The organism is Umezawaea sp. Da 62-37, from assembly GCF_032460545.1.
Classification (GTDB): Bacteria; Actinomycetota; Actinomycetes; order Mycobacteriales; family Pseudonocardiaceae; genus Umezawaea.
Map to the genome: position 1 here is coordinate 8,533,207 of NZ_CP135965.1, position 22,954 is coordinate 8,556,160.

13 protein-coding genes and 1 pseudogene are annotated in these 22,954 nt (G+C 73.4%); 12 read left to right on the forward strand and 2 right to left on the reverse strand.

Annotated features, from left to right (window positions below; translation table 11 throughout):
• Positions 1–161: 161 nt before the first annotated feature.
• From RM788_RS38905 to RM788_RS38955, 12 genes and pseudogenes are all read left to right on the forward strand, one after another.
• Entirely contained in the window at positions 162–602 is a 441-nt protein-coding gene (locus RM788_RS38905) for a cobalamin B12-binding domain-containing protein (RefSeq protein WP_315924607.1), read from the forward strand.
• Positions 599–1,753: pseudogene (locus tag RM788_RS53140) on the forward strand (methylaspartate mutase); the annotation flags it as partial. The gene RM788_RS38905 and the pseudogene RM788_RS53140, both read left to right, overlap by 4 nt.
• A 117-nt stretch (positions 1,754–1,870) precedes the next feature.
• Positions 1,871–2,881, forward strand: coding sequence for an asparagine synthetase A (locus tag RM788_RS53145; RefSeq protein ID WP_399345237.1), 1,011 nt, complete (start codon positions 1,871–1,873; stop codon positions 2,879–2,881).
• Complete coding sequence (locus RM788_RS38915; protein WP_315924611.1) at positions 2,878–4,140, forward strand: glutamate synthase-related protein; 1,263 nt, start codon at positions 2,878–2,880, stop codon at positions 4,138–4,140. Before RM788_RS53145 ends, RM788_RS38915 begins: the two co-directional genes overlap by 4 nt.
• Positions 4,137–4,466 carry a hypothetical protein gene (locus RM788_RS38920; RefSeq protein ID WP_315924613.1) on the forward strand — a complete coding sequence of 110 codons (330 nt, stop codon included), beginning with the start codon at positions 4,137–4,139 and terminating at the stop codon, positions 4,464–4,466. Before RM788_RS38915 ends, RM788_RS38920 begins: the two co-directional genes overlap by 4 nt.
• Entirely contained in the window at positions 4,463–5,779 is a 1,317-nt protein-coding gene (locus RM788_RS38925; RefSeq protein WP_315924615.1) for an MFS transporter, read from the forward strand. The genes RM788_RS38920 and RM788_RS38925 overlap by 4 nt, the downstream gene beginning before the upstream one ends.
• Entirely contained in the window at positions 5,776–5,988 is a 213-nt protein-coding gene (locus tag RM788_RS38930) for an MbtH family protein (RefSeq protein ID WP_315924617.1), read from the forward strand. Before RM788_RS38925 ends, RM788_RS38930 begins: the two co-directional genes overlap by 4 nt.
• Before the next feature lie 31 nt (positions 5,989–6,019).
• Positions 6,020–9,157 carry a non-ribosomal peptide synthetase gene (locus tag RM788_RS38935; RefSeq protein ID WP_315924619.1) on the forward strand — a complete coding sequence of 1,046 codons (3,138 nt, stop codon included), beginning with the start codon at positions 6,020–6,022 and terminating at the stop codon, positions 9,155–9,157.
• A gap of 8 nt (positions 9,158–9,165) precedes the next feature.
• A complete protein-coding gene (locus tag RM788_RS38940) occupies positions 9,166–15,906 on the forward strand; it encodes a non-ribosomal peptide synthetase (RefSeq protein WP_315924621.1) in 6,741 nt (2,246 codons plus the stop codon).
• A 129-nt stretch (positions 15,907–16,035) separates the two neighbouring features.
• Positions 16,036–17,361 (forward strand): M14 family zinc carboxypeptidase, encoded by a 1,326-nt coding sequence (locus tag RM788_RS38945; protein WP_315924623.1) that lies wholly within the window; start codon positions 16,036–16,038, stop codon positions 17,359–17,361.
• Positions 17,362–17,594: 233 nt separating this feature from the next.
• Positions 17,595–18,845 carry an MFS transporter gene (locus RM788_RS38950; RefSeq protein ID WP_315924625.1) on the forward strand — a complete coding sequence of 417 codons (1,251 nt, stop codon included), beginning with the start codon at positions 17,595–17,597 and terminating at the stop codon, positions 18,843–18,845.
• Entirely contained in the window at positions 18,842–20,254 is a 1,413-nt protein-coding gene (locus RM788_RS38955) for a pyridoxal phosphate-dependent decarboxylase family protein (RefSeq protein ID WP_315924627.1), read from the forward strand. The genes RM788_RS38950 and RM788_RS38955 overlap by 4 nt, the downstream gene beginning before the upstream one ends.
• Before the next feature lie 42 nt (positions 20,255–20,296).
• Here RM788_RS38955 and RM788_RS38960 read toward each other — a convergent pair whose 3' ends face one another.
• Both RM788_RS38960 and RM788_RS38965 read right to left on the reverse strand, forming a co-directional pair.
• The gene (locus RM788_RS38960; protein WP_315924630.1) at positions 20,297–21,700 is read right to left on the reverse strand and encodes an aminopeptidase P family protein; all 1,404 of its coding nucleotides are present in this window, start codon (positions 21,698–21,700) and stop codon (positions 20,297–20,299) included.
• A 116-nt stretch (positions 21,701–21,816) separates the two neighbouring features.
• A complete protein-coding gene (locus RM788_RS38965) occupies positions 21,817–22,875 on the reverse strand; it encodes a Glu/Leu/Phe/Val dehydrogenase dimerization domain-containing protein (protein WP_315924632.1) in 1,059 nt (352 codons plus the stop codon).
• Between the last annotated feature and the right edge of the window lie 79 nt (positions 22,876–22,954).

Sequence of the window (22,954 nt, forward strand, 5' to 3'; positions counted from 1 at the left end):
GGTTCGACATGGGGGCTTCGCCCCCAGATTCCCGCCGCGCCCCCGTCGGTCGCCCCCGTGGCTGGTCAGCGCGGAATGTGGGGGTGCGGCACCCATGCCCGCGACGGTCGGTCGCCGTGAGACTCGGCACCGCTTCTACCCGTCACTCACAAAGGCCGACGATGGAGCTTGAGAAGAGACAGTTCACGGTCCTGGTCAGCAGCGTCGCCTCCGACTCGCACACCTGGAACCTGGTCTTCCTCCAGCTGCTGCTGGAGGAGCTGGGCCACCGCGTGGTGAACATCGGCGCCTGCGTCCCGGACGACCTGCTGGTCGACTCCTGCGTCCGGCACCGGCCTGACCTGGTCGTCATCAGCAGCGTGAACGGCCACGGCCACCACGACGGCGTCCGCGTCGTCAACGAGCTGCGGTCGCACCCGGACCTCGCCGGGCTGCGGGTGGTGATCGGCGGCAAGCTGGGGATCGGCGGCGCCGACAACGCCCGGCACACCGACGACCTGCTGCGGGCCGGGTTCGACGCGGTGTTCGACGACAGCGCGCCGATCGCGGCCTTCCGCGAGTACGTGGACGCCCTGGGCTCCCCGGCCGAGGTGACGGCATGAGCCGGATCGCGCACCAGGTGTCCTCGGCCGTCGCGTTCGGCGACTTCGTGGCCGAGTCCGCCGCCGCGGGCCGCCTGGTCGTGCAGCCGAGGATGGGGTTCGGCGATCCGGGCCAGATGCGGTCCGGGCTGATCGCCACGAAGCTCGCGGACGCCACCGCGGTCGGCACGATCACGCTGGACAGCTACACCCGCGTCGGCGCGAACGGCGAGGCCCGCCGCGCCCTGGACGAGGGCGTCGGGCTCAACGGCTACCCGATCGTCGCCCACGAGCCCGCCACCACCGCCGCGGTCGTGGAAGGACTGCGGGGCCGGGGTTTCCCGGTGCAGATCCGGCACGGCTCCGCGTACCCGGAACCGATCGTGGCGGCCCTGCTCGCCGCCGGGTTCACCGCGACCGAGGGCGGGCCGGTGTCCTACTGCCTGCCCTACAGCAGGCTGCCGCTGCGCGACTCGGTCGACAACTGGTCGCGGTCGTGCGAGCTGCTGGCCGCCGTGCCCGACGCGCACCTGGAGACGTTCGGCGGCTGCATGATGGGCCAGCTCTGCCCGCCGGGCCTGCTGGTCGCGATCTCGGTGCTGGAGGGGATCTTCTTCCGGCGGCACGGGCTGCGCAGCATCTCGCTGAGCTACGCCCAGCAGACCGACCCCGGCCAGGACGAGGACGCGATGCGCGCCCTGCGCAGGCTGGGGGAGGAGTTCCTCGGCGGCGTCCAGTGGCACGTCGTGGTCTACGCCTACATGGGCGTCTACCCGCGCACCCCGAAGGGCGCGCTGGGCCTGCTCGCGGGCGCGGCCCGGCTGGCGGCGCGCACCGGTGGCGCCCGGCTGATCGTGAAGACCGTCGCCGAGTCCTCGCGCATCCCGACGATCGCGGAGAACGTGGCCGCGCTGGAGCACGCCGCCCGCGCGGCGGAACTCGCGGGGCCCCCGGTGCCCGGTGACGCCGACAGCGCCGTCTACCAGGAGGCCCGCGCGATCGTGGACGCGGTGCTGGACCTGGACACCGACCTCGGCCGCGCGCTCGTCCGCGCCTTCGAACGGGGCTACCTCGACGTGCCGTACTGCCTGCACCCGGACAACGCGGGCCGCACGCGCGGGCACGTCGACGGCGCCGGGCGCCTGGCGTGGAGCCGGATCGGCGCGCTGCCGATCGGCCACCTCGTGACCCCGCCCCGCGCCGCGGGCATGACCTCGGCGACCTTGCTGACCGCTCTTACCCACGTGGAGCGAACGTTCGACGACGACCTACTGGAGAGGACCGCTTCGATGACCCCGTCCGCAAGCCCGGCGGCCACCACCGCCGCACCGCCACCGTCCCCCCGCGAGCACCTCGGCTCACCGGTGACCCGCACCGTGATGCGCGTGCAGGACAGGGCGCTGACCGCGGCGCGCGAGTACCTGCGCGACAACGGGTTCACCGAGCTGCTGCCCGCGATCATCGGCCCGGTCACCGATCCCGGCGGGCGCGGTTCCAAGCAGGTCGACGTCGATTACTACGGCCACCGCTACAAGCTGATGACCAGCGCGATCCTCTACAAGCAGGCGTCGCTGCTCGGCTTCGAGAAGATGTTCTACATCGCGCCGAACGTGCGGCTGGAACCGCCGGAGACCGCGAACACCGACCGGCACCTCGCGGAGTTCCACCAGCTGGACGTGGAGATCGCCGGCGCCGGGCGCGACGACGCGCTCGGGGTCGTCGAGGGGCTCGTCGCGGCGATGGTCGACCGGGTCGTCACCGAGATGCCCGCCGAGCTGGAGGAGCTGGGCCGCGACAAGGACGCGTTCGCCGACCTGCTGGCCGGCTCGTTCGGCCGGGTCACCCACGGCGAGGCCGTCGCGGACCTGCGGAGCCTCGGCCACGAGCAGAGCGCGGACGCCGAGATCGACTGGGCGGGCGAGGCGATCCTCTCCCACAAGTCCAGCCGCCCGTTCTTCATCACCGACTACCCCAAGGGCTCGCGGGGGTTCTACGACCGCGAGGACCCGGCCGAGCCCGGCGTGCTGCGCAACTTCGACCTGATCGCCCCCGAGGGCTTCGGCGAGCTGTGCTCCGGCAGCGAGCGGGAGTTCGAGTACGCCCGCATCGTCGCCCGGATGCGCGAGACCGGCGAGAACCCGGCCAAGTACGGCTGGTACCTGCGGATGGTCCGCGAGGGCATCCCGGCCAGCGCCGGGTTCGGCATCGGCGTCCAGCGCTTCGTGCGCTACCTGTGCGGACTCGACTCGGTGTGGCAGGCCAGCGCCTACCCCAAGATCCCCGGCCTGGTGTCGTGGTGAGCGGGCTGCGCGCGGAGGGCTTCCCCGAGGACGAGGTGCGCGCCCGTGCCCGCGACGGCGCGGCGTGCGCGTTCCCGCCGGTCGAGCAGTACGGCAGCAGGCTGTTCGGGGCGAGCGGCACGAGCTACGTCGACGAGCTGGACACCATGCGGCTGGTGCCGCCGGTGTTCATGCCCCAGCGGCTGGAGAAGCTGATCGACCTCGCCAGGGAACCGCTGTACGGCGACGTCGACCTGACCACGATGATCGGCGGCTTCCGCTCCACGATGCCGGTGTACCTGTCGGCCTTCGGGTCGACCAGGGTCGCCAGCACGGACCTGGGTCGGGCGGCGGGCAGGCAGGCGGGCGCGCTGGGCATCCCGATGGTGATCGGCGAGAACATCGTGCCGGTCGACGGGTACGGCAGGCTGGGCTCGACGGACAAGTCGCTGCTGGAACGGATCCGCGCCTACGCCGAGACCTCGCCCGAGGGCTGGGGCGGGGTCGTGGTCCAGCAGAGCACCGAGGACGCCGACGCCGAGGTGTGGAACCTGGTCTACAGCGACCCGTCGGTGCAGCCGCTGCTCGACACCGGGCGGCTCGCGTTCGAGCTGAAGGTGGGGCAGGGCGCCAAACCCGGCCTCGGCGGCATGACCGTGCTCGAGGCCGACCGGGCGGCGCGCATCGCGGACGCGTTCGCGATCGACCCGCTGTTCGGCTCGCGGGCGCTGCGCTCCAGCAGCCCCGGCACGTTCACCGAGGAGATCCTGCACCAGCAGATCCGGTTCATGCGCAACAACTTCCCCCGCGCCCGCGTGTGGGTGAAGCTGCCGCCCGCCCGCGACGTCGGCTCGGCCGCGCTGGTGGCGTGGGGCGCGGGCGCGGACGCGGTGACCGTGGACGGCGCCGAGGGCGGCACCGGCTGGGCGCCGTCGGGGTTCCTCGACCACGTCGGCCTGCCGCTGGGCGAGTGCCTGCGCCGCATCGGCGAACCCGAGGGCTGCCTGCTGGTCAGCGGCCGGATGTGGGAGGGCGGCCGGGCGGCCAAGGCCGTCGCGCTGGGCGCCCGCGCCGTCGGACTCGGCCGGGCCGCGCTGCTGGCCGTGGACGAGGACCCCGAGGAGGGCCTGGTGCGGCTGGCCGAGTGCCTCGCGCTGGAGCTGCGGCTGCTGATCAGCTCGGTCGGCAAGTACGCGCCGTGGGCGCTGGGCTCGGAGGACGTCTGGTCCCGGCCCGCGCCCGAGCAGATCCTGCTGCCGGAGCAGGGGGTCCGGTCGTGAGCGGCGCACGGTGGGGCCGCGGCCGGGAGATGTGGTCACCGGTCGAGGCGTTCCTGCTGCTCGGCAGGGCCGGGCCCGCGCCGCTGCCCGTCCGGACCCGCACCGACGCCGACCGCCTCCGCGTCGTGCCCGAACCGTCGGACGGTGTGCCGTCGACCGTCCGGGCGCGCACGCCCGCCAAGCGGTTCGTGGTCCTCGGCCCGGAGGACCCGGTGCCGTCCACCATCCGGACGGCGGCGGCCGCGGCGATCTTCGCCAGGGCCGCGACCGGCTTCTGGCGCGACCGCCCGGCGGTCGTGCCGCCGCATCAGGAGGTCCGGCCGTGACGACCACCGAGACCAACCCCGCCGACGCGGTGGCGGGGACTCCGCCGCGACGGCGCGGGGGCCTGCTGCGGCACCGGGACTTCCGGCTGCTGTGGGCGGGCGAGACGATCAGCAAGGTCGGCGGCACGGTCACCGCCGTGGCGGTCTCCCTGGTCGCCGTCGACGTGCTCGGCGCGGGCGGCTTCGAGATGGGGCTGCTGCGGGCGATGTCGTGGGTGCCGTGGCTGCTGATCGGCCTGCCCGCGGGCGCGTGGACGGACCGGATGCGGCGCAGGCCGGTGATGCTGACCGTCGACCTGGTGTCGATGCTGCTGTTCCTCAGCGTCCCGATCGCGGCGTGGGCCGGCGCGCTCACGATGACCCAACTGCTGGCCGTGACCCTGCTCGCCGGGGTCGGCCAGGTGTTCTTCAGCGCCGCCTACCAGGCCTACCTGCCGACCATCGTCGACAAGGAGGACCTGGCCGAGGGCAACGCGAAGCTCGCGGGCAGCGAACAGGTCGCGATGGTCGCCGGACCAGGTCTCGGCGGGCTCGTCGTCCAGGCGCTCGGCGCGGCCACGGGTCTGCTGACCCAGGCGGTCGGCTTCCTGGTGTCGGCGATCTGCCTGCGGGCCATCAGGGCCGAGGAACCGCCGGTCGAGCGCAAGGCCGTGCAGACGACCCTGCGCAAGGACATCGGCGAAGGCCTGCGGTACGTCGTGCGCGACCCGTACCTGCGGGTGCTGGCGCTGTGCAGCGCGGTCGACAACCTCACGCTCAGCGGCGCGCAGGCCCTGCTGGTGATCTTCCTGTTCCGCGAGGTCGGCGAGGGCCCGAGCACGGTCGGCCTGCTGATCGGCGCCGACGCGCTCGGCGGCGTGCTCGGCGCGCTGATCGCGACCAGGATCGTGAAGCGCTTCGGCTCCGGCCGCGCGCTGCTGCTGGCCGCGCTCGGCGCCACCCCGTTCGGCCTGCTCATCCCGCTCACCCGACCCGGCAGCGGACTCGTGTTCTTCGTGCTGGGCCTGATGATCCCCTCCATCGGCATCGTCGTGATGAACGTCGTCGTCAACGGCTTCCGCCAGTCCTACTGCCCGCCGGACCTGCTCGGCCGCATCTTCACCAGCTCGCGGTTCGTCGCCTTCGGCGTCATCCCGATCGGCGCGCTGCTCGGCGGTGTGCTGGCCGACGCCGTCGGCATCCGCGAGGCCATGTGGGTGCTGCTGGCCGCCACCACCCTCGGCAAGCTCCTGCGCCTGCTCGGCCCGTTCCGCTCGCAGCGCGTCCTGCCCACCGAACCGCCCAAACCACCAGCAGAAGAGGTATCCCGATGAGCGCCAACCCGTTCGACCAGGAAGACGGCGTCTACCTGGTCCTGGTCAACGCCGAACGCCAGCACTCCCTGTGGCCCGCGGCGATCGAGATCCCGTCCGGTTGGACCACCGCGCACGGCAAGGACACCCGGCAGGCGTGCCTGGACTACGTCGAGGCGCACTGGACCGACCTCCGCCCGGCGAGCCTCGTCGCGGCGATGACCAACTGACCTCCTGCCCCGCCCGTCCCGAGGAGTTGCCGTGATTCCCCTGTCCTTCGCCCAGCGCCGGTTGTGGTTCCTCGGTCAGCTCGGGGAGGGTGTCGCCTACAACGTGCCGTTCGCGGTCCGGTTGCGGGGCGCGCTCAACCGCGGGGCCCTGCGGGTCGCGCTGGCCGACGTCGTCGCCCGCCACGAGGCGCTGCGCACGGTGTTCCCGGTGGCCGACGACGAGCCGTACCAACGGATCCTGGAACCCGGTGAGGCCACACCGGAGCTGACCGTGGTGGAACTGGACGAGTCGGGGCTGGCCGACGCGCTGACCGGGTTCACCGGCCACCGCTTCGACCTCGCGGAGGACCTGCCGATCAGGGCGTGGCTGTTCGGCGTCGGCGCCGACGAGCACGTGCTCCTGGTGGTGGTGCACCACATCGCGAGCGACGGCTGGTCGATGGGCCCGTTCCTGCGCGACCTCGGCATCGCCTACCGGTCGCGGTGCGCCGACGACCGGCCGGTGTGGGAGCCGCTGCCGGTCGAGTACGCCGACTACACGTTGTGGCAGCAGGAACTCCTGGGCGACGCGGACGACCCGGAGAGCCTGCTCGCGGCGCAGATCGAGTACTGGACCGGTGCCCTGGAAGGGATTCCCGGTGAGCTGGCGCTGCCGGTGGACCGGCCGCGGCCCAGCGCCACGAGCAACCGCGGCGAGGTGCACGGGTTCCGCGTCGACCCCGAGCTGCACACCGCGCTGACCGACCTGGCCCGCTCGTCGGGCACCACTCTGTTCATGGTGCTCCAGGCCGGTGTCGCGGCGCTGCTGGCGAGGCTCGGCGCGGGTGACGACGTCCCGGTCGGCTCGGTCGTGGCGGGCCGCACGGACGAGGCGCTCGACGACCTGGTCGGGTTCTTCGTCAACACGGTGGTGCTGCGCACCGACGTGTCCGGCGACCCCACGTTCAACGACCTGCTGGCGCGGGTCCGCGAGACGGACCTGGCGGCCTACGCGCACCAGGAGATCCCGTTCGAACGGCTCGTCGAGGCCATCAACCCGGCCCGCTCGCTGGCCAGGCACCCGCTGTTCCAGGTGATGCTGGTGCTGCAGAACAACAGCAAGGCCGCGCTGGAGTTCCCCGGTCTCGCGGTCAGCCCCGAGATCGTGCGCACCGGCTCGTCCAAGTTCGACCTGATGTTCGGCTTCGAGGAGACCTCGGCGGGCATCGGCGGCGCGATCGAGTACGCCACCGACCTGTTCGACCGCTCCACGATCGCCGCCCTCGCCACCCGGCTCGTCCGGGTGCTCACGCAGGCCGTGCGCGACCCCGATTCCGGTGTGGGCCTCATCGACGTGCTCGACGACGACGAGCGCCGCGTGCTGGGCGTGACGTGGAACAGCACGGACGTCGACATCCCGGCGGACCGGTGCCTGCACGAGCTGTTCGAGGAGCAGGCCCGCCGCACGCCGGACTCCGTCGCGGTGGTCCACGAGGGTGCCGAGATCGGCTACGGCGAGCTGAACGCGGCCGCCAACCAACTCGCGCACCACCTGGTGCGGCGCGGGGTGCGCCCCGGCGACCTCGTCGGCGTGTACCTCGACCGCGGCCCCGAACTGGTGGCCGCGCTGCTCGCGGTGCTCAAGGCCGGCGCGGGCTACACCATGCTGGACCCCAAGTTCCCGGCCGACCGGCTCACCGGTGTGCTCACCGACTCGGGTGTGCGGACCGTGGTGACCCGCCGCGGCCTGGCGAACCGCCTCGAAGGCGCGCCCGTGGACTGCGTGCGCACCGACCTGGACGGCGGGCTGATCGGCCGCGAGTCCTCGGACGACCTGGAGGGCCTCGGCCATCCGGACACCGTGGCCTGCGTCATGTTCACCTCCGGTTCCACCGGCAAGCCCAAGGGCGTGGCCACCTCGCACCGCGGCCTCGTCGGCACCTACCTCGGCCAGGACTACCTCCACTTCGGACCGGAGGAGGTGTTCCTCCAGTGCTCCCCGGTCTCCTGGGACGCGTTCGCGCTGGAGGTGTTCGGGCCGCTGCTGCACGGCGGCACGACGGTGTTGCAGGCCGGGCAGAACCCGGAGCCGTCGGTGATGGCCGCGCTGGTGGCCAAGCACGACGTCACCGCGCTCCAGATGTCCGCCAGCCTGTTCAACTTCATGCTCGACGAGTACCCGGACGTGTTCAAGGTCGTCCGGCAGGCCATGACCGGCGGCGAGGCTGCCTCGGTCGCGCACGTCGCCAAGGCGCTGCGCGACTTCCCCGGCCTGCGCGTGATCAACGGCTACGGCCCGGCCGAGAGCATGGGCTTCACCACCGTGCACGAGGTCGTGGAGTCGGACCTGGACCGGCACTCGATCCCGATCGGCAGGCCCATCGGCAACAAGCGCGCCTACGTGCTCGACCGTTCGCTCGGGCTGACGCCCGTCGGGGTGGTCGGCGAGCTGTACGTCGGCGGGATCGGCCTGGCTCAGGGGTACGTGGGCCGTCCCGGCCTGACGGCGGAGCGGTTCGTCGCGTCCCCGTTCGGCGGCGGCGAGCGCCTCTACCGCACCGGCGACCTCGTCCGGTGGACCGCGCGGGGCGTGCTGGAGTACATCGGCCGGGTCGACGACCAGGTCAAGGTGCGCGGGTTCCGGGTGGAGCCGGGCGAGATCGAGGCCGCGCTGATGCGGCACGACGGCGTCGGCCAGGCGGCCGTGCTGGTGCGCGAGGACCGGCCGGGCGACCAGCGGCTGGTGGGGTACGTCGTGGGCGAGGTCGAGTCGGGCGACCTGCGCGACCACCTGACCGGGCTGCTGCCCGAGCACATGATCCCGTCCGCGTTCGTGGTGCTGGACGCGCTTCCGCTGACCCCCAACGGGAAGCTCGACAAGCGCGCTCTGCCCGCGCCGGACTTCGCCGCGGCGGTCACCGGCCGCAAGCCGCGCACGCCGCACGAGGAAGTGCTGTGCGGCCTGTACGCGGAGGTGCTGGCGCTGGACGAGGTCGGCATCGACGACGGCTTCTTCGACCTGGGCGGCCACTCGCTGCTGGCCACCAGGCTGATCAGCCGGGTGCGCACCGCGCTGGGCGTCGAGCTGTCCATCCGGGCGATCTTCGAGGCGCCCACCGTCGCCGGGCTCGCCGAACGCGTCGGCGGTGCGGCGAAGGCCCGTCCGGCACTGCGCCGCAGGGCTAGGTAGGGGGGATCATGGTTCCGCTGTCCCACGCGCAACGACGGCTGTGGTTCCTGAGCCGGTTCGAGACCGCGGCCGGGGACGGGGGCTCGGCCTACCACGTGCCGTTCACCCTCCGGCTGCGCGGCGCGGTCGACGTCGCCGCGCTCCGGACGGCGGTGGCCGACGTCGCGGCCAGGCACGAGGTGCTCCGCACGGTCTTCCCCGACGTCGACGGGGTGCCGGAGCAGCGGGTGCTCGACACCGCGCCCGAGCTGCGGACCGGGCGGTACTCGCCGGAGGCGGTCGAGGCCGCGGCTGCGCTGCCGTTCGACCTCGCCGTCGACCTGCCGCTGCGGACGTGGCTGTTCGAGGTGGCGCCCGACGAGCGGGTGCTGCTGGTGGTGGTGCACCACATCGCCAGCGACGGCTGGTCGATGGGGCTGCTGCTGGCCGGGCTCGCGCAGGCCTACGACGCCCGACGGCACGGGCGGGCGCCGGACTGGGAGCCGCTGCCCGTCCAGTACGCCGACTACACGCTGTGGCAGCTGGAGGTGCTCGGCGAGGAGGACGACCCGGACAGCGCGATCTCCCGGCAGCTCGGGTACTGGACCGGCGCGCTGGCCGACCTGCCCGACGAGCTGGCGCTGCCCGCGGACCGGCCGCGGCCCGCGGTCTCCTCCGGCGGGTGCGGGCTGGTGCCGATCCGGGTGTCCGACACGACCGGTGGGGCGCTGGCCGAGCTGACCCGCGGCACGGGCGCGACGACGTTCATGGTGCTCCAGGCCGCCGTGGCGGTGCTGCTCGCGAGGCTCGGGGCGGGGGAGGACATCCCGCTCGGCACGGCCGTCGCGGGCCGCACCGACGAGGCGCTCGACGAGCTGGTCGGGTTCTTCGTCAACACGGTGGTGCTGCGCACCGACCTCTCCGGCGACCCGACCTTCCGCGAGCTGCTGGCACGGGTGCGCGAGCTGGACCTGACCGCGTTCGGCAACGCGGACGTGCCCTTCGAGCGGCTGGTCGAGGCGCTGAACCCGACCCGGTCGATGGCCAGGCACCCGCTGTTCCAGGTGATGCTGGTGCTGCAGAACAACTCCGACGGCGACGTCAGCTTCCCCGGCACCGACGCGAACGTGGAGCCGGTGGGGGAGCACTCCTCGCGGTTCGACCTGACGGTGAACCTGAAGGAGCGCGGGACGGGCGTCGGCGGGGTGCTGGAGTACTCCACCGACCTGTTCGACCGCGGCACCGCCGAACGGCTCGCCGCCCGGTTCGCCCTGGTGCTGGACCGGGTCGCCGCCGCGCCGGACGCGCCCGTCGGCGCCGTCGACGTGCTGCTGCCCGGCGAACGGGAGGAGCTGCTGGCCGACACCGCGGTGGACATCCCCGACTGGTGCGTGCACGAGCTGGTCGAGGAGCACGCCCGCCGCACCCCGGACGCGGTCGCGCTGGTCTTCGGCGACGAGCGGGTCACCTACGCGGAGCTGAACGCGCGGGCCAACCGGTTCGCGCACGAGCTGATCGCCGACGGCGTGCGCCGCGACGAGCTGGTGGGCGTGTGCGTGGAGCGCGGGCCGGACTTCGTGGTCGCGCTGCTGGCCGTGCTGAAGACCGGCGCCGGGTACCTGCCGCTGGACCCGTCGCACCCGGCCGAGCGGATCAGGGCCTTGCTCGACGAGGCGGGCGCGCACCGGGTCGTCACGGCGGTCCCGGACGTGTCGGCGCGCAGCCCGTACGACCCGGTGCTGGACGTCGACCCGCGCGGGATCGCCTGCGTGCTCTACACGTCCGGCTCCACCGGTGTCCCGAAGGGCGCCATGGGATCGCACCGGTCGGTGGTGCGGACGTTCTTCGGCCAGTCGTACGTCCACTTCGGACCCGAGGAGGTGTTCCTCCAGTGCGCGCCGGTGTCCTGGGACGCGGCGGTGCTTGAGTTGTTCGGCGCGCTGCTGCACGGCGGGACGTGTGTGCTGGCGCCGGGGCAGAGCCCCGACCCGGCCGAGGTCGAACGGCTGGTCGAGCGGCACGGCGTCACGACGCTGTGGTTGTCGGCCGGGCTGTTCGCGGTCATGGCGGACCTGCACCCGTCGGTGTTCGCCTGGGTCCGCCAGGTGCTGACCGGTGGGGACGCGCCGTCGGTCGCGCATGTCGCGCGGGTCCGCGCGGACTTCCCCGACCTGCGGCTGGTGCACGGGTACGGGCCGGTCGAGAGCATGGTGTTCGCCACCGCGCACGAGGTCACGGCCGCCGACACCGCCGTGATCCCGATCGGCAGGCCGCTGGGCAACACCGGTGTGCACGTGCTGGACGGCGCGCTGTGCCTGGTGCCACCGGGGGTGGTCGGCGAGGTGTACATCGGCGGCGCGGGACTGGCCGAGGGGTACCTGGGCAGGCCGGTGCTGAGCGCGGAGCGGTTCGTCGCCTCGCCGTTCGGCGTCGGGGACCGGCTCTACCGCACCGGTGACCTGGCCCGGTGGACGTCGGCCGGGGTGCTGGAGTTCGTCGGGCGGGCCGACGACCAGGTCAAGATCCGCGGGTTCCGGGTGGAGCCCGGCGAGGTCGAGGCCGTGCTGGCCGCGCACCCGGCGGTGTCGCGCGCGGCGGTCGTCGTGCGCCCGGACTCCGCTGGGCAGAAGCAACTCGTGGCCTACGCGGTCGCCTCCGTCGACCCTGCCGCGCTGTCCGGGCACCTCGGCGCGGTGCTGCCGTCGCACCTGGTGCCCGCCGCCGTGCTGGTGCTGGACGCGCTGCCGCTGACGGCCAACGGGAAGCTGGACCGGGCCGCGCTGCCCGCACCCGACTTCGCCGCCGCCGTGGGCGGCCGGGCGCCGCGCACCGCCCGCGAGGAGATCCTCTGCGGGCTGTTCGCCGAGGTGCTGGGCCTGCCCGCGGTCGGCGCGGACGACGGCTTCTTCGCGCTGGGCGGCCATTCCCTGCTGGCGACCAGGCTGGTCAGCCGGGTGCGGTCGGCCTTCGACACCGAGGTGCCGATCCGCGCGGTGTTCGAGGCGCCCACCCCCGCGGGGCTGGCCGCCCGGCTGGACGGGCCGAGCGGACGGCGCGCGCCGCGGCGGATGGAGCGGCCCGAACGGCCGCCGCTCTCGTTCGCCCAGCAGCGGCTGTGGTTCCTGGCCGAGTTCGGCGAGAAGTCCGCCTACAACGTGCCCTTCGCGCTGCGGCTGCGCGGGGAACTGGACGTGGCCGCCCTCGGCGCGGCGTTGAACGACGTGTCGGCGCGGCACGAGGCGCTCCGCACGGTGTTCCCGGTCGTCGACGGAGAGCCCTACCAGCACGTGCACCCGGTCGGGATGGTGCCGCTGGAGGTGGCCGCCCACTCGCCCGCCGCGGTGCAGGAGGCGGCCTGGTACGAGTTCGACCTGGCCACCGAACTGCCGATCAGGGCCACCGTGCTCGCGGCCGGGCCGCGGGAGAACGTGCTCGTGCTGGTGCTGCACCACATCGCGTGCGACGGCTGGTCGCTGGGACCGCTGCTCGGCGACCTCGGCACCGCCTACGACGCCCGTCGGAGGGGCGTCGCACCGGACTGGACGCCGCTGCCCGTCGGGTACGTGGACTACGCGCTGTGGCAACGGGAACTGCTCGCCGAGGACGACCAGGTCGCCCACTGGGCCGGGGTGCTGGCCTGCCTGCCCGAGGAGCTGGCGCTGCCCGTCGACCGGCCGCGGCAGGCGGCGCCGGGCGCGGAGGCGGGCCTCGTGCCGGTGAGCTGGGACGGCGGGACGCGGACCGCGCTCGTGGACCTGGCCCGCGCCACCGGCACGACGCTGTTCATGGTGCTCCAGGCCGGGTTCGCGGTGCTGCTGTCCCGGATGGGGGCCGGTGACGACCTGCCGATCGGCACGCCGGTCGCCGGGCGCACCGACGAGGCGCTGGACGACGTGGTCGGGTTCTTCGTGAACACCCTGGTGCTGCGCACCGACACCTCCGGCGACCCGACCTTCCGCGAGCTGCTGGCACGGGTGCGCGACACCGACCTGACCGCGTTCGGGCACGCGGACGTGCCGTTCGAGCGGCTCGTGGAGGCGCTGAACCCGGCCAGGTCGACGGCCAGGCACCCGCTGTTCCAGGTGATGCTGGTGCTGCAGAACAACGCGGGCGCGTCGCTGGAGTTCCCCGGCGTCGAGGTGACCGCAGAGCCGATCGGGGGCGGGGCGGGCGAGTTCGACCTGAACCTCAGCCTCGGCGAGACCCCGGACGGGCTGGAGGGCGTGCTCCAGTACCGCGCGGACCTCTTCGACCGCGGCACGGCCGAGGCGCTGGTGGCGCGGCTGGCCGGGGTGCTGGCGCAGGTCGTGGCGGACCCGGACCTGCCGGTCGGCGCGGTGGACGTGCTGCTGCCGGGGGAGCAGGCGGTGCTGGCGGACTGGAACCGCACCGACCACGCCGTGCCCGCGCTGTCGGTGCCGGAACTGGTCGAGGCGCAGGTGCGGCGCACCCCCGACGCCGTCGCGGTGGTCGACGGCGACGTGGAGCTGTCCTACGCGGACCTCAACGCCCGTGCGAACCGGCTGGCCCGCTCGCTCGTCGCGGCGGGCGCCGGACCGGAACGGGTGGTGGCGCTGGTGCTGCCGCGGTCGGCCGACCTGGTCGTCGCGCTGCTCGCGGTGCTCAAGTCCGGCGCGGCCTACGTCCCGGTGGAGGCCGACTACCCGGCCGACCGGATCTCCTACCTCCTGTCGGACGCGGATCCCGTGCTGGTGTTGGATTCCGCACCGATCCCGGACGCCGATCTCGGCGACACCGACCTCACGGACGCCGACCGGCTCGCGCCGCTGCTGCCGGGGCACCCGGCGTACGTGATCCACACGTCGGGGTCGACCGGCAAGCCGAAGGGCGTGGTGGTGTCGCACGCGTCCGTGGTCGACTACCTGGCCTGGGCCGGGGACGCCTACCCGAGCGCGCGCGGCGAGTCGCTGTTCCACTCGCCGATCGCGTTCGACCTGACGGTCACCGCCGTGCACGTGCCGCTGACCGTCGGCGGCACGGTGCGGGTGACCCCGTTGGAGGGCCGTGGCGAGGCCTCCTGCGGGCTGCTCAAGGCCACGCCCAGCCACCTCTCGCTGCTCGCGGAGCTGCCGGACGGCTTCTCGCCGACCGGCGACCTCGTGGTGGGCGGCGAACAGCTCCTCGGCGAGGTCGTCGACCGGTGGCGGGAGCGGCACCCGACCGCGACCGTCGTCAACGAGTACGGCCCCACCGAGGCGACCGTCGGCTGCACCGCGTTCCGGGTGCGGCCGGGGGAGTCGGTGCGGCCCGGTGCCGTGCCGATCGGGAAGCCCACGTGGAACACGCGGGCGCACGTGCTGGACGCGGTGCTGCGTCCGGTGCCGGTCGGGGTCGTCGGCGAGCTGTATGTCGCCGGTGACGGGCTGGCGCGCGGCTACCTGAACCGGCCGGGGCTGACCGCCGGGCGGTTCGTGGCCTCGCCGTTCGGCGCGGGGGAACGGATGTACCGCACCGGCGACCTGGTCCGGTGGCTGTCCGGGGGTGAACTCGAGTACCTCGGGCGGGTCGACGACCAGGTGAAGCTGCGCGGGTTCCGGGTCGAACTGGGCGAGGTCGAGGCCGCCCTCACCTCGTGCCCGGAAATCGCGCTGGCGGCCGCCGCCGTCCGCGCCGACCGGCAGCAGCTGGTCGCCTACGTCGTCCCCTCCGGCGACGGGGTCGACACGGGGCTGCTGCGCAAGCGGCTGGCCGACGTCCTGCCGCAGCACCTGGTGCCGTCGGCCTGCGTCGTGCTGGACGCGTTGCCGTTGACGCCCAACGGCAAGCTCGACCGCGCGGCGCTGCCCGCCCCGGAGCACACCGGTGGCGGGCGGCCCGCGCGGACCCCGCGCGAGGAGACCCTGCTGGGGTTGTTCGAGGAGGTGCTGGGGGTGTCCGGAGTGGACATCGACAGCTCGTTCTTCGACCTGGGCGGGCATTCCCTGCTCGCGGTGAAGCTCATCGGGCGGATCAGGTCGGTGCTCGGCGCGGAGCCGAGCATCCGCGACCTGTTCGAGTCGCCCTCGGTCGTCGAGCTGGCGCCGCGGCTCGACGGCGGCGCGGGCGACCCGCTCGCGGTGCTGCTCCCGTTGCGCGCCAGCGGGGTCGGGGCCCCGCTGTTCTGCGTGCACCCGGCGGCCGGGATCAGCTGGGTGTACTCCGGGCTGCTGCGGCACGTGGAGTGCCCGGTCTACGGGTTGCAGTCGCGGGGGCTCACCGAGCCGGACGCGCGGGACGTGTCGGCGGACGAGGTGGTGAAGGACCACCTCGAACGGATCAGGGAAGTCCAGCCCGAGGGGCCCTACCGGCTGCTCGGGTGGTCGTTCGGCGGCGGGATGGCGCACCTGCTGGCGGAACGGCTGCGGGCGGAGGGCGAGGAGGTGTCGCTGCTCGCAGTGCTGGACGGCTATCCGACGCGGGCGGATCCGACGGCGCCGGTGCTGGCGCCGGAGGACCCGTCGGCGTGGGAGGCGATGGTCCGTTCGCTGGGGCACGAGCCGTCGGTGCCCGGTGTGCCGCCGGAGGCCCTGGTCGCGGTGTTCGCGCGGAACGTGAACCTGATGAACACCGTGACCTCGGGCTTCTACGACGGTGACGTGCTGTTCTTCGGCGCCACCGCGGACAAGGGGCCGGGTTCGCCGCTGCCCTCGGCGTGGGAGCCGCACGTCGGCGCGCTCGACGTGCGGCTGATCGACTGCTCGCACGGGGAGATGACCGATCCGGTGGCGCTGGACGTCGTCGGCCCGGCCCTCGCCGAACGGCTGCGGTGACCGGTTCCGCCCGGAGTTGCCCCACTCGATAGCGGGAATCAGCCGTTCGAGGGGTGGCAGCGGGGATCCGGGTGGGCACACTGAGCGTGTTCGCCTGACTACCCCTGCATGGTCAGGCCTGCATGAGAGGTGCTCGCTGTGCTACCCAAAAAATCCCTGTTCGCCACCGCACTGGTGGTGGCCGCGCTCGTCGTGCCCACGACGGCGCAGGCCGCGCCGTCCGGAATCCCCTACGTCTGGCGCGTGCCCGTGTCCTCGGCCGCCCAGGCGCACCAGCTCGACCAGGCCGGTTTCGACGTGGCCGAGTCCGAGGACGGTGCCGCGTTCGTCATCGGCGACACCGCCGAGGCCGTCAGGTTGCGCCAGGCCGGTTTCCAGCCGACCAGGTTTGACACCGTGTACAAGGACGTCGCGCCCGGCAAGGGCGACGTCGGCACCGCCTCGTTCTACGGCGGCTACAAGACCGCCGCGGAGCAGGAGGCACACCTCAACGCCGTCGCGTCCGCGCACCCGGACCTCACGACCCAGTACGACATCGGCGACTCCTGGCGCAAGACCCAGGGCCTGAGCACCGGTCACGACATCAAGGCCATCTGCATCACCAAGAAGCAGGCGGGCGACTGCGCGCGCACGCCGAACTCGACCAAGCCCAGGTTCTCCATCATCGCCCAGATCCACGCCCGCGAGCTCTCCACCGGCGAACTCGCGTCCCGTTGGATCGACTACCTGGTCGACGGCTACGGCACCGACGCCGACGCCACCGCCATCCTGAACACCACCGAGGTCTGGGTCGTCCCCGTCGCCAACCCCGACGGCGTCGACCTCGTCGCCGCCGGTGGCAACAGCCCCAAGTTGCAGCGCAAGAACGCCAACAACTCCAGGGGTTCCTGCACCGGCACCAACATCGGCATCGACCTGAACCGCAACTCCTCGTTCAAGTGGGGCGGCGACTCGAACTCGGCGTGCTCCGAGACCTACCAGGGCACCGCGGCCAAGTCCGAACCGGAGACCGTCGCCCTGGAAAGCCTCTTCAGCTCCATCTACCCCGACCAGCGCGGCACCTCCGACACCGCCCCCGCGCCGACCACGGCCAAGGGCACGATGATCACGCTGCACAGCTACGGCAACGACATCATCATCCCGTGGGGCTGGAGCCAGACCAAGGCCCCCAACGACGCGCAGATGCGCGCGTTCGGCAAGAAGATGGCCGCCTACAACGGCTACCTCGTCGGCACCAACGCCGAGACCGTCGGCTACGACACCACCGGCACCACCGACGACTACACCTACGGCGTCCTGGGCGTGGCCAGCGTGACGTTCGAGGTCGGTGCCTCCAGCGGCACCTGCGGCGGTTTCTTCCCCGCCTACTCCTGCGTCTCCAGCACCTTCTGGCCCAAGAACAAGGGCGCCTTCGTGGTAGCCGCCAAGGCCGCCGCCGCCCCCTACCAGAGCTAACCCCTCCAAACTTCGCGAGTCGAACCTCCGGACACCCCGTGTCGAACACTCAGGCACCCCCATTCGGGTCCCAGCTAGGGACTCGGGGTGCCTGAGTGAGGCACTCGGGGTGCCTGGAGGTTCGACACGGGGTGCCTGGAGGTTCGACACGGGGTGCCTGGGCGTTCGACACGGGGTGCCTGGGGGTTCGACTCGCGGGGGTGGGGGTGGGTGGGCCTTACGATCTGCTGCCTATGCGGCAGGTCACCACCCGCGTTCGCGCGGGATACGCGATGGGCTCGTTCGTCACCGGTGCGTTCGGCACCGTTCCGGGGTTGCTGCTGCTGCCCTACCTCACCGACAGCCTGGCGGTCCCGGCTGCCGTCGCGGGTCTCCTGGTCCTCCTCCCGAAGGCCTGGGACGTGGTCTTCAACCCCGTGGCGGGCCGCATCAGCGACCGGGCGGGCGTGCGCAGGCCGTTCCTGCTGGGCGGTGGCCTGGCCGTCGCCGTCCTGTTCGCCGCCCTCTTCGCCGGCGGGTCGGCGGTCTACGTCGCGGGCGTCTTCCTCCTGTGCGCCACGGCGTACGCGTTCTTCCAAGTCCCGTACGTCGCCATGCTCGCGGAGATCACCGAGGACTACGACGAGCGCACCCGCCTGATGGCGTGGCGGATGGCGATCCTGGCGCTGGCCATCCTGGTCAGCGGCGCCGGCGCCCCGGCCGTCCGCGACCTGACCAGCTACCCCGTCATGGGCGCCTCGGTCGGCGTGCTCATCCTGATCGGCACCCTCGTCACCTACCTGGGCACGTCCGGGGTCGCCGCGTCGACCAGGGTCACCACGGCCGCCACCCCGCGCGAGCTGTGGGCCGTGGTGCGCGAGTCCAAGCCGTTCCGCCTGCTGCTCGCGGTGTTCGTCGTCCAGGCCGTCGGACTGGGCACGATGCTCGCGGGCGTCGACTACTTCGCCCGCCTGGTGCTCGGCGACTCGAAGTACCAGACGGTCCTGTTCGTCGGCTTCGTCGGGCCCGCGCTGCTGGTCATGCCGCTGTGGCAGCGGGTCGGCCGCAAGCACGGCAAGCGGATCGGCCTCATCGCCGCGTCGCTGCTGTTCGCGGTCGCGGTGGTCGGCCTCGGCGCCTCGCGGGTGCTGCCGGTCGGCGTGGTGATCGCGCTGATGGCGTTCGTCGGGGTCGGCTACGCGGGCATGCAGGTGTTCCCGCTGGCCATGCTGCCCGACGTGATCACCGCCGAGGAGCGGGCGAGCGGGACCTCGCGCGCCGGGCTGTTCTCGGGCGTGTGGACGGCGGGGGAGACGTTCGGGCTGGCGCTCGGGCCGGGGGTGTACGGGCTGGTGCTCGCCGCGGGCGGGTACGAAGCCAGCTCCGACGGTGCGGTTGTGCAGTCGTCCGGTGCCGTGTTGGCTGCGCTGGTCGGGTTCACGGCCATCCCCGCGGTGCTGGCCGTGATCGCCCTGCCCCTGCTCAAGCGTGAGGAGCCCGTGTGAACGACGAGGTGCTGGACGAGTTGCGCGCGTTGCGCTCGGGCGATCTGCCCACGCACGGAGGGCGCACGCTCGCCTACGTGTACGACAGCGCCGTGCCCGGCCTGGACGAGCTGGCGGCCTCCGCGCACGCGCTGGCGTCGTCGGTCAACGGGCTCGACCCGACCGCGTTCCCCAGCCTGCTGACGCTGGAGAACGACGTCGTGCGGATGGCCGCGGGCCTGCTCGGCGGCACGGCCGCGACCGTGGGCGCGGTGACCTCCGGCGGCACCGAGTCGTGCCTGCTGGCGGTGCTCGCCGCCCGCGACTCGCGCCCGGACGTGGCGCGCCCGGCGATGGTGCTGCCCGCGACGGCGCACGCGGCGTTCCACAAGGCGGCGCACTACTTCGGCGTGCGGGCGGTCGTGGTGCCGGTCGACCCGGACACGTTCCGCGCCGACCCGGCGGCCATGGCGGCGGCCATCGACGACGACACCGTGCTCGTCGTGGCCAGCGCGCCGTCCTACGCGCACGGCGTCGTGGACCCGGTGACCGAGATCGCCGCCGCCGCGCTGGCCAAGGGCGTCCGGTGCCACGTGGACGCCTGCATCGGCGGCTGGGTGCTGCCGTACTTCCGGCGCCTCGGCGTCGAGCTGCCGCCGTTCGACTTCGCCGTCGACGGCGTGACCAGCATGTCCGTCGACCTGCACAAGTACGCCTACTGCCCGAAGGGCGCGTCGGTGCTGCTGCACGCGTCGGCGGACCTGCGGCGGGCGCAGTACTTCGCCAGCGCCGACTGGCCGGGCTACACGATGCTCAACTCCACCACCCAGTCCACCCGCTCCGGCGGCCCGCTGGCAGCGGCCTGGGCGGTCACCCGGCACCTCGGCGACGAGGGCTACCTGGGGCTGGCCGAACGGACGCTCGGCGCCGTGCGGCTGATCCTCGACGGCATCGCGGACATCGACGGCCTGCGGGTGCTCGGGACGCCGGACTCCACGCTGATCGCGGTCACGGCGGATCGCGACGACTTCGACGTGTTCACCGCGGCCGACGAGATGAAGGCCCGGAACTGGTACGTGCAGCCGCAGTTCGCCCACGGCGGCTCGCCCGCGAACCTGCACCTCACCGTCACGGCCGCCAACGCGGGCTCCGAGGCCGAGCTGCTCGCCGACCTCGCCGACTCCGTCCGCGCCGCCGTGAAGGCGGGCCCCGTCCCGGTCGCGCCCGAGGTCGTCGCCGCCATCAAGGCGCTCGACCCGGACGCGCTGACGCCGCAGGAGTTCGCCGGACTGCTGGCCGCGGCCGGGCTCGGCGGCGGTGGCGGCGCGCTGCCGGAACGGATGGCCCCGGTCAACGCCCTGCTGGCCGCCGCGAGCCCCCGGCTGCGGGAACGGCTGCTCGTCGAGTTCCTCGGCGTGCTCTACAGCTGAGCGGAACGGGGGTCCCGGCAACCGGCCAGGACCCCCGGGTTCTCAGCGCTGCTGCGCGCGCACCCACTGCTCCAGCTCGTCGGGCGCGCTGGGCAGGGCCGCGGACAGCAGTTGGACGCCGCCCTCGCGCACGATCACGTTGTCCTCGATGCGGACGCCGATCCCGCGCAGCTCCGGCGGCACCGTCTCGTCGTTGGGGTGGAAGTACAGGCCGGGCTCCACGGCCAGCGCCATCCCGGCCTCCAGCGGCCCGTCGTGGTAGGCCTCGGCGCGCGAGTTCGCGCAGTCGTGCACGTCCAGGCCGAGGAAGTGGCCGACACCGCAGACGATGTACCGGCGGTGCTGCTGCCCGTTCCGCGACAGCGCCTCGTCCACCGACACCGGCAGCAGACCCCAGTCGTCCAGGCCCTCCGCCAGCACCCGCATGGCCGCGTGGTGGAACGCGCGGTAGTCGGCGCCCGGCCGCACCGCCGCCAGCGCGTCTACCTGCGCGCGGGCCACCAGGTCGTACACCCGGCGCTGCTCGGCGCTGTACTCGCCGGAGATCGGCAGCGTGCGGGTGATGTCGGCGGTGTAGAGCGTGTCGACCTCCACGCCCGCGTCCAGCAGCAGCACGGCGTCCTCGGGCACCGGGCCGTCGTTGCGCACCCAGTGCAGCACCGGCGCGTGCGGACCGGCCGCCACGATGGAGGCGTACCCCGGACCGTTGCCGCTGGTGCGCGCCCGCCGGTCGAACGTGCCCTGGAGCCAGCGCTCGCCACCGCCCTTCACGGCGGTGGGCAGCTCGGCGGCGACCTCGGCGAACCCGACGATCGTGGCGTCCACGGCCAGCTGGAGCTGCCCGACCTCCCACTCGTCCTTGATCCGCCGCAGCTCCGCCAGCGTCCAGCGCAGCTCGGCGGAGTTGCCGCCGCCCGCCAGCGCGTCCAGCAGAGGGTCCGCGCCGCGGGCGGCGAACACCTCGGGCAGACGGCCGCGCAACGCCGACGCCAGCTGGTCGATCGGGCGGCAGCGCAGCCCCAGCGCCTCGGACCACTCGGCCAGACCCGGCACCGGGCCGATCCACAGCTCGCCGTCCCGCGCGTTGGCGAAGAAGTCGGGGTCCTCCGGCCCGGCGGGCTCGTGCAGGAACAGCTCCGCCTCGCCGTCGCACAGCACCAGCACGGCGCCCTCGGCCGAGCAGCCGGTCAGCCACGAGAAGTCGCTGTCCGGCCGGAACCCGTAGTCGCTGTCGTTCGACCGCACCGGCGCCCACCCGGACGCGACGGCGATCCGCCGTCCCGGCAGAGCGGCGGCGAGCCGGGCGCGGTGGTCGGCGGCCGCGCGGGCGGCGCCCTCGGGAAGCCGGACGGCGCGATCGGCGCCACCCCATCCCGTGCGCACGTTCTCGCGGAAACCGGTCGCGTCGACGAGCTTGCTCGGATCGCGGCGGGCGGGTCGGGTCATAGGGCTATCCCCCTGATGGCGACGGGTGCGGTCGTCACGACTGTGCCACCCGGACGGTCCCCGGCGCACCCCCGGTGCGGGCCACCCGGACCGCCCCGAGGGGTTCGACCCCGTCCTCAGCCGACCAGTCGCCGCGCGGCCAGCGCCGCGGCCTCGTGCAACGGGGTCGTGCCCGCGCCCGCCGCGGCCGCGAGGATCTGCGTCACGGTCGCCCCGATCGTCCGCACGCGCTCGATCGCCGCGTCGTGGGACAGGCCCTCGAACTCGCGGCCGAGCGTGTAGACGATGCCGCCCGCACTGGCCACGTGGTCGGGCACCCAGGTGATGCCCCTGGCCGCCAGGTCGGCCGCCACGGAGTCGTCGGCGAGCTGGTTGTTGGCCGGGCCGATGACCAGCGTGGTGTCCAGCCGCGCGACGGAGTCCGCGTCCAGCACCCCGCCGACGGCGGCGGGCACGACGATGTCCGCCGCCGTGGACAGGGCCACGTCCGGGTCGACCCACTCCAGGCACTGGTCGTCCGCGGCCCGCCGCCTGCTCTCGTCGACGTCGGACACCACGACCCGCGCGCCCGCCTTGGACAGCGAGGCCGCGAGGATCGTCCCGACCGAGCCGAACCCGGCGATCACGACCCGGCGGCGCGCGAGGTCGGTCGAGCCGAACACCGCGCCCGCCGCCGCGGTCATGGCCGCGTGCACGCCCACGGCGGTCGGGCCGCTGGAGGACCCGGTGCCGCCGTGCGACTCGGGCAGGCAGAACGCGTGCGGCGTGCCCTCGCGCAGCACCAGCATGTCCGCCGGCCCGGTGCCGACGTCCGGGCCCGCCAGGTAGGAGCCGCCGAGCGAGGCGATCAGGTCGGCGTGGTCGAGCAGCACGTCGCGGCGCTGCTCCGGGGTCAGGACCGCGCCCGCCTCCAGGGCGATCACGCTCTTGCCGCCGCCGAACGGCACGCCCGCCACCGCGCACTTGTCCGTCATCGCCCGCGACAGCCGCAGCACGTCGTCGACCGCCGCGTCCAGGCTCGAGTACGCCTTCATCCGGCAGCCGCCGACCGCGGGGCCGAGCACCCGCGAGTGGATGGCGACCATCGTGGTGACGCCCGACCGCCGACCGCGCCGCACGACCAGTTCCTCGTGGTTCCACATCAGGGGGTTCTCCTTGGACGATGAACGGGTCATGTCCCAGAAGTTAGGGTGAAGACCAACGCGGTGGAGCGCGCACCGAACGAAGTTCGGCAGACCGAGGTGGGAGCACCCC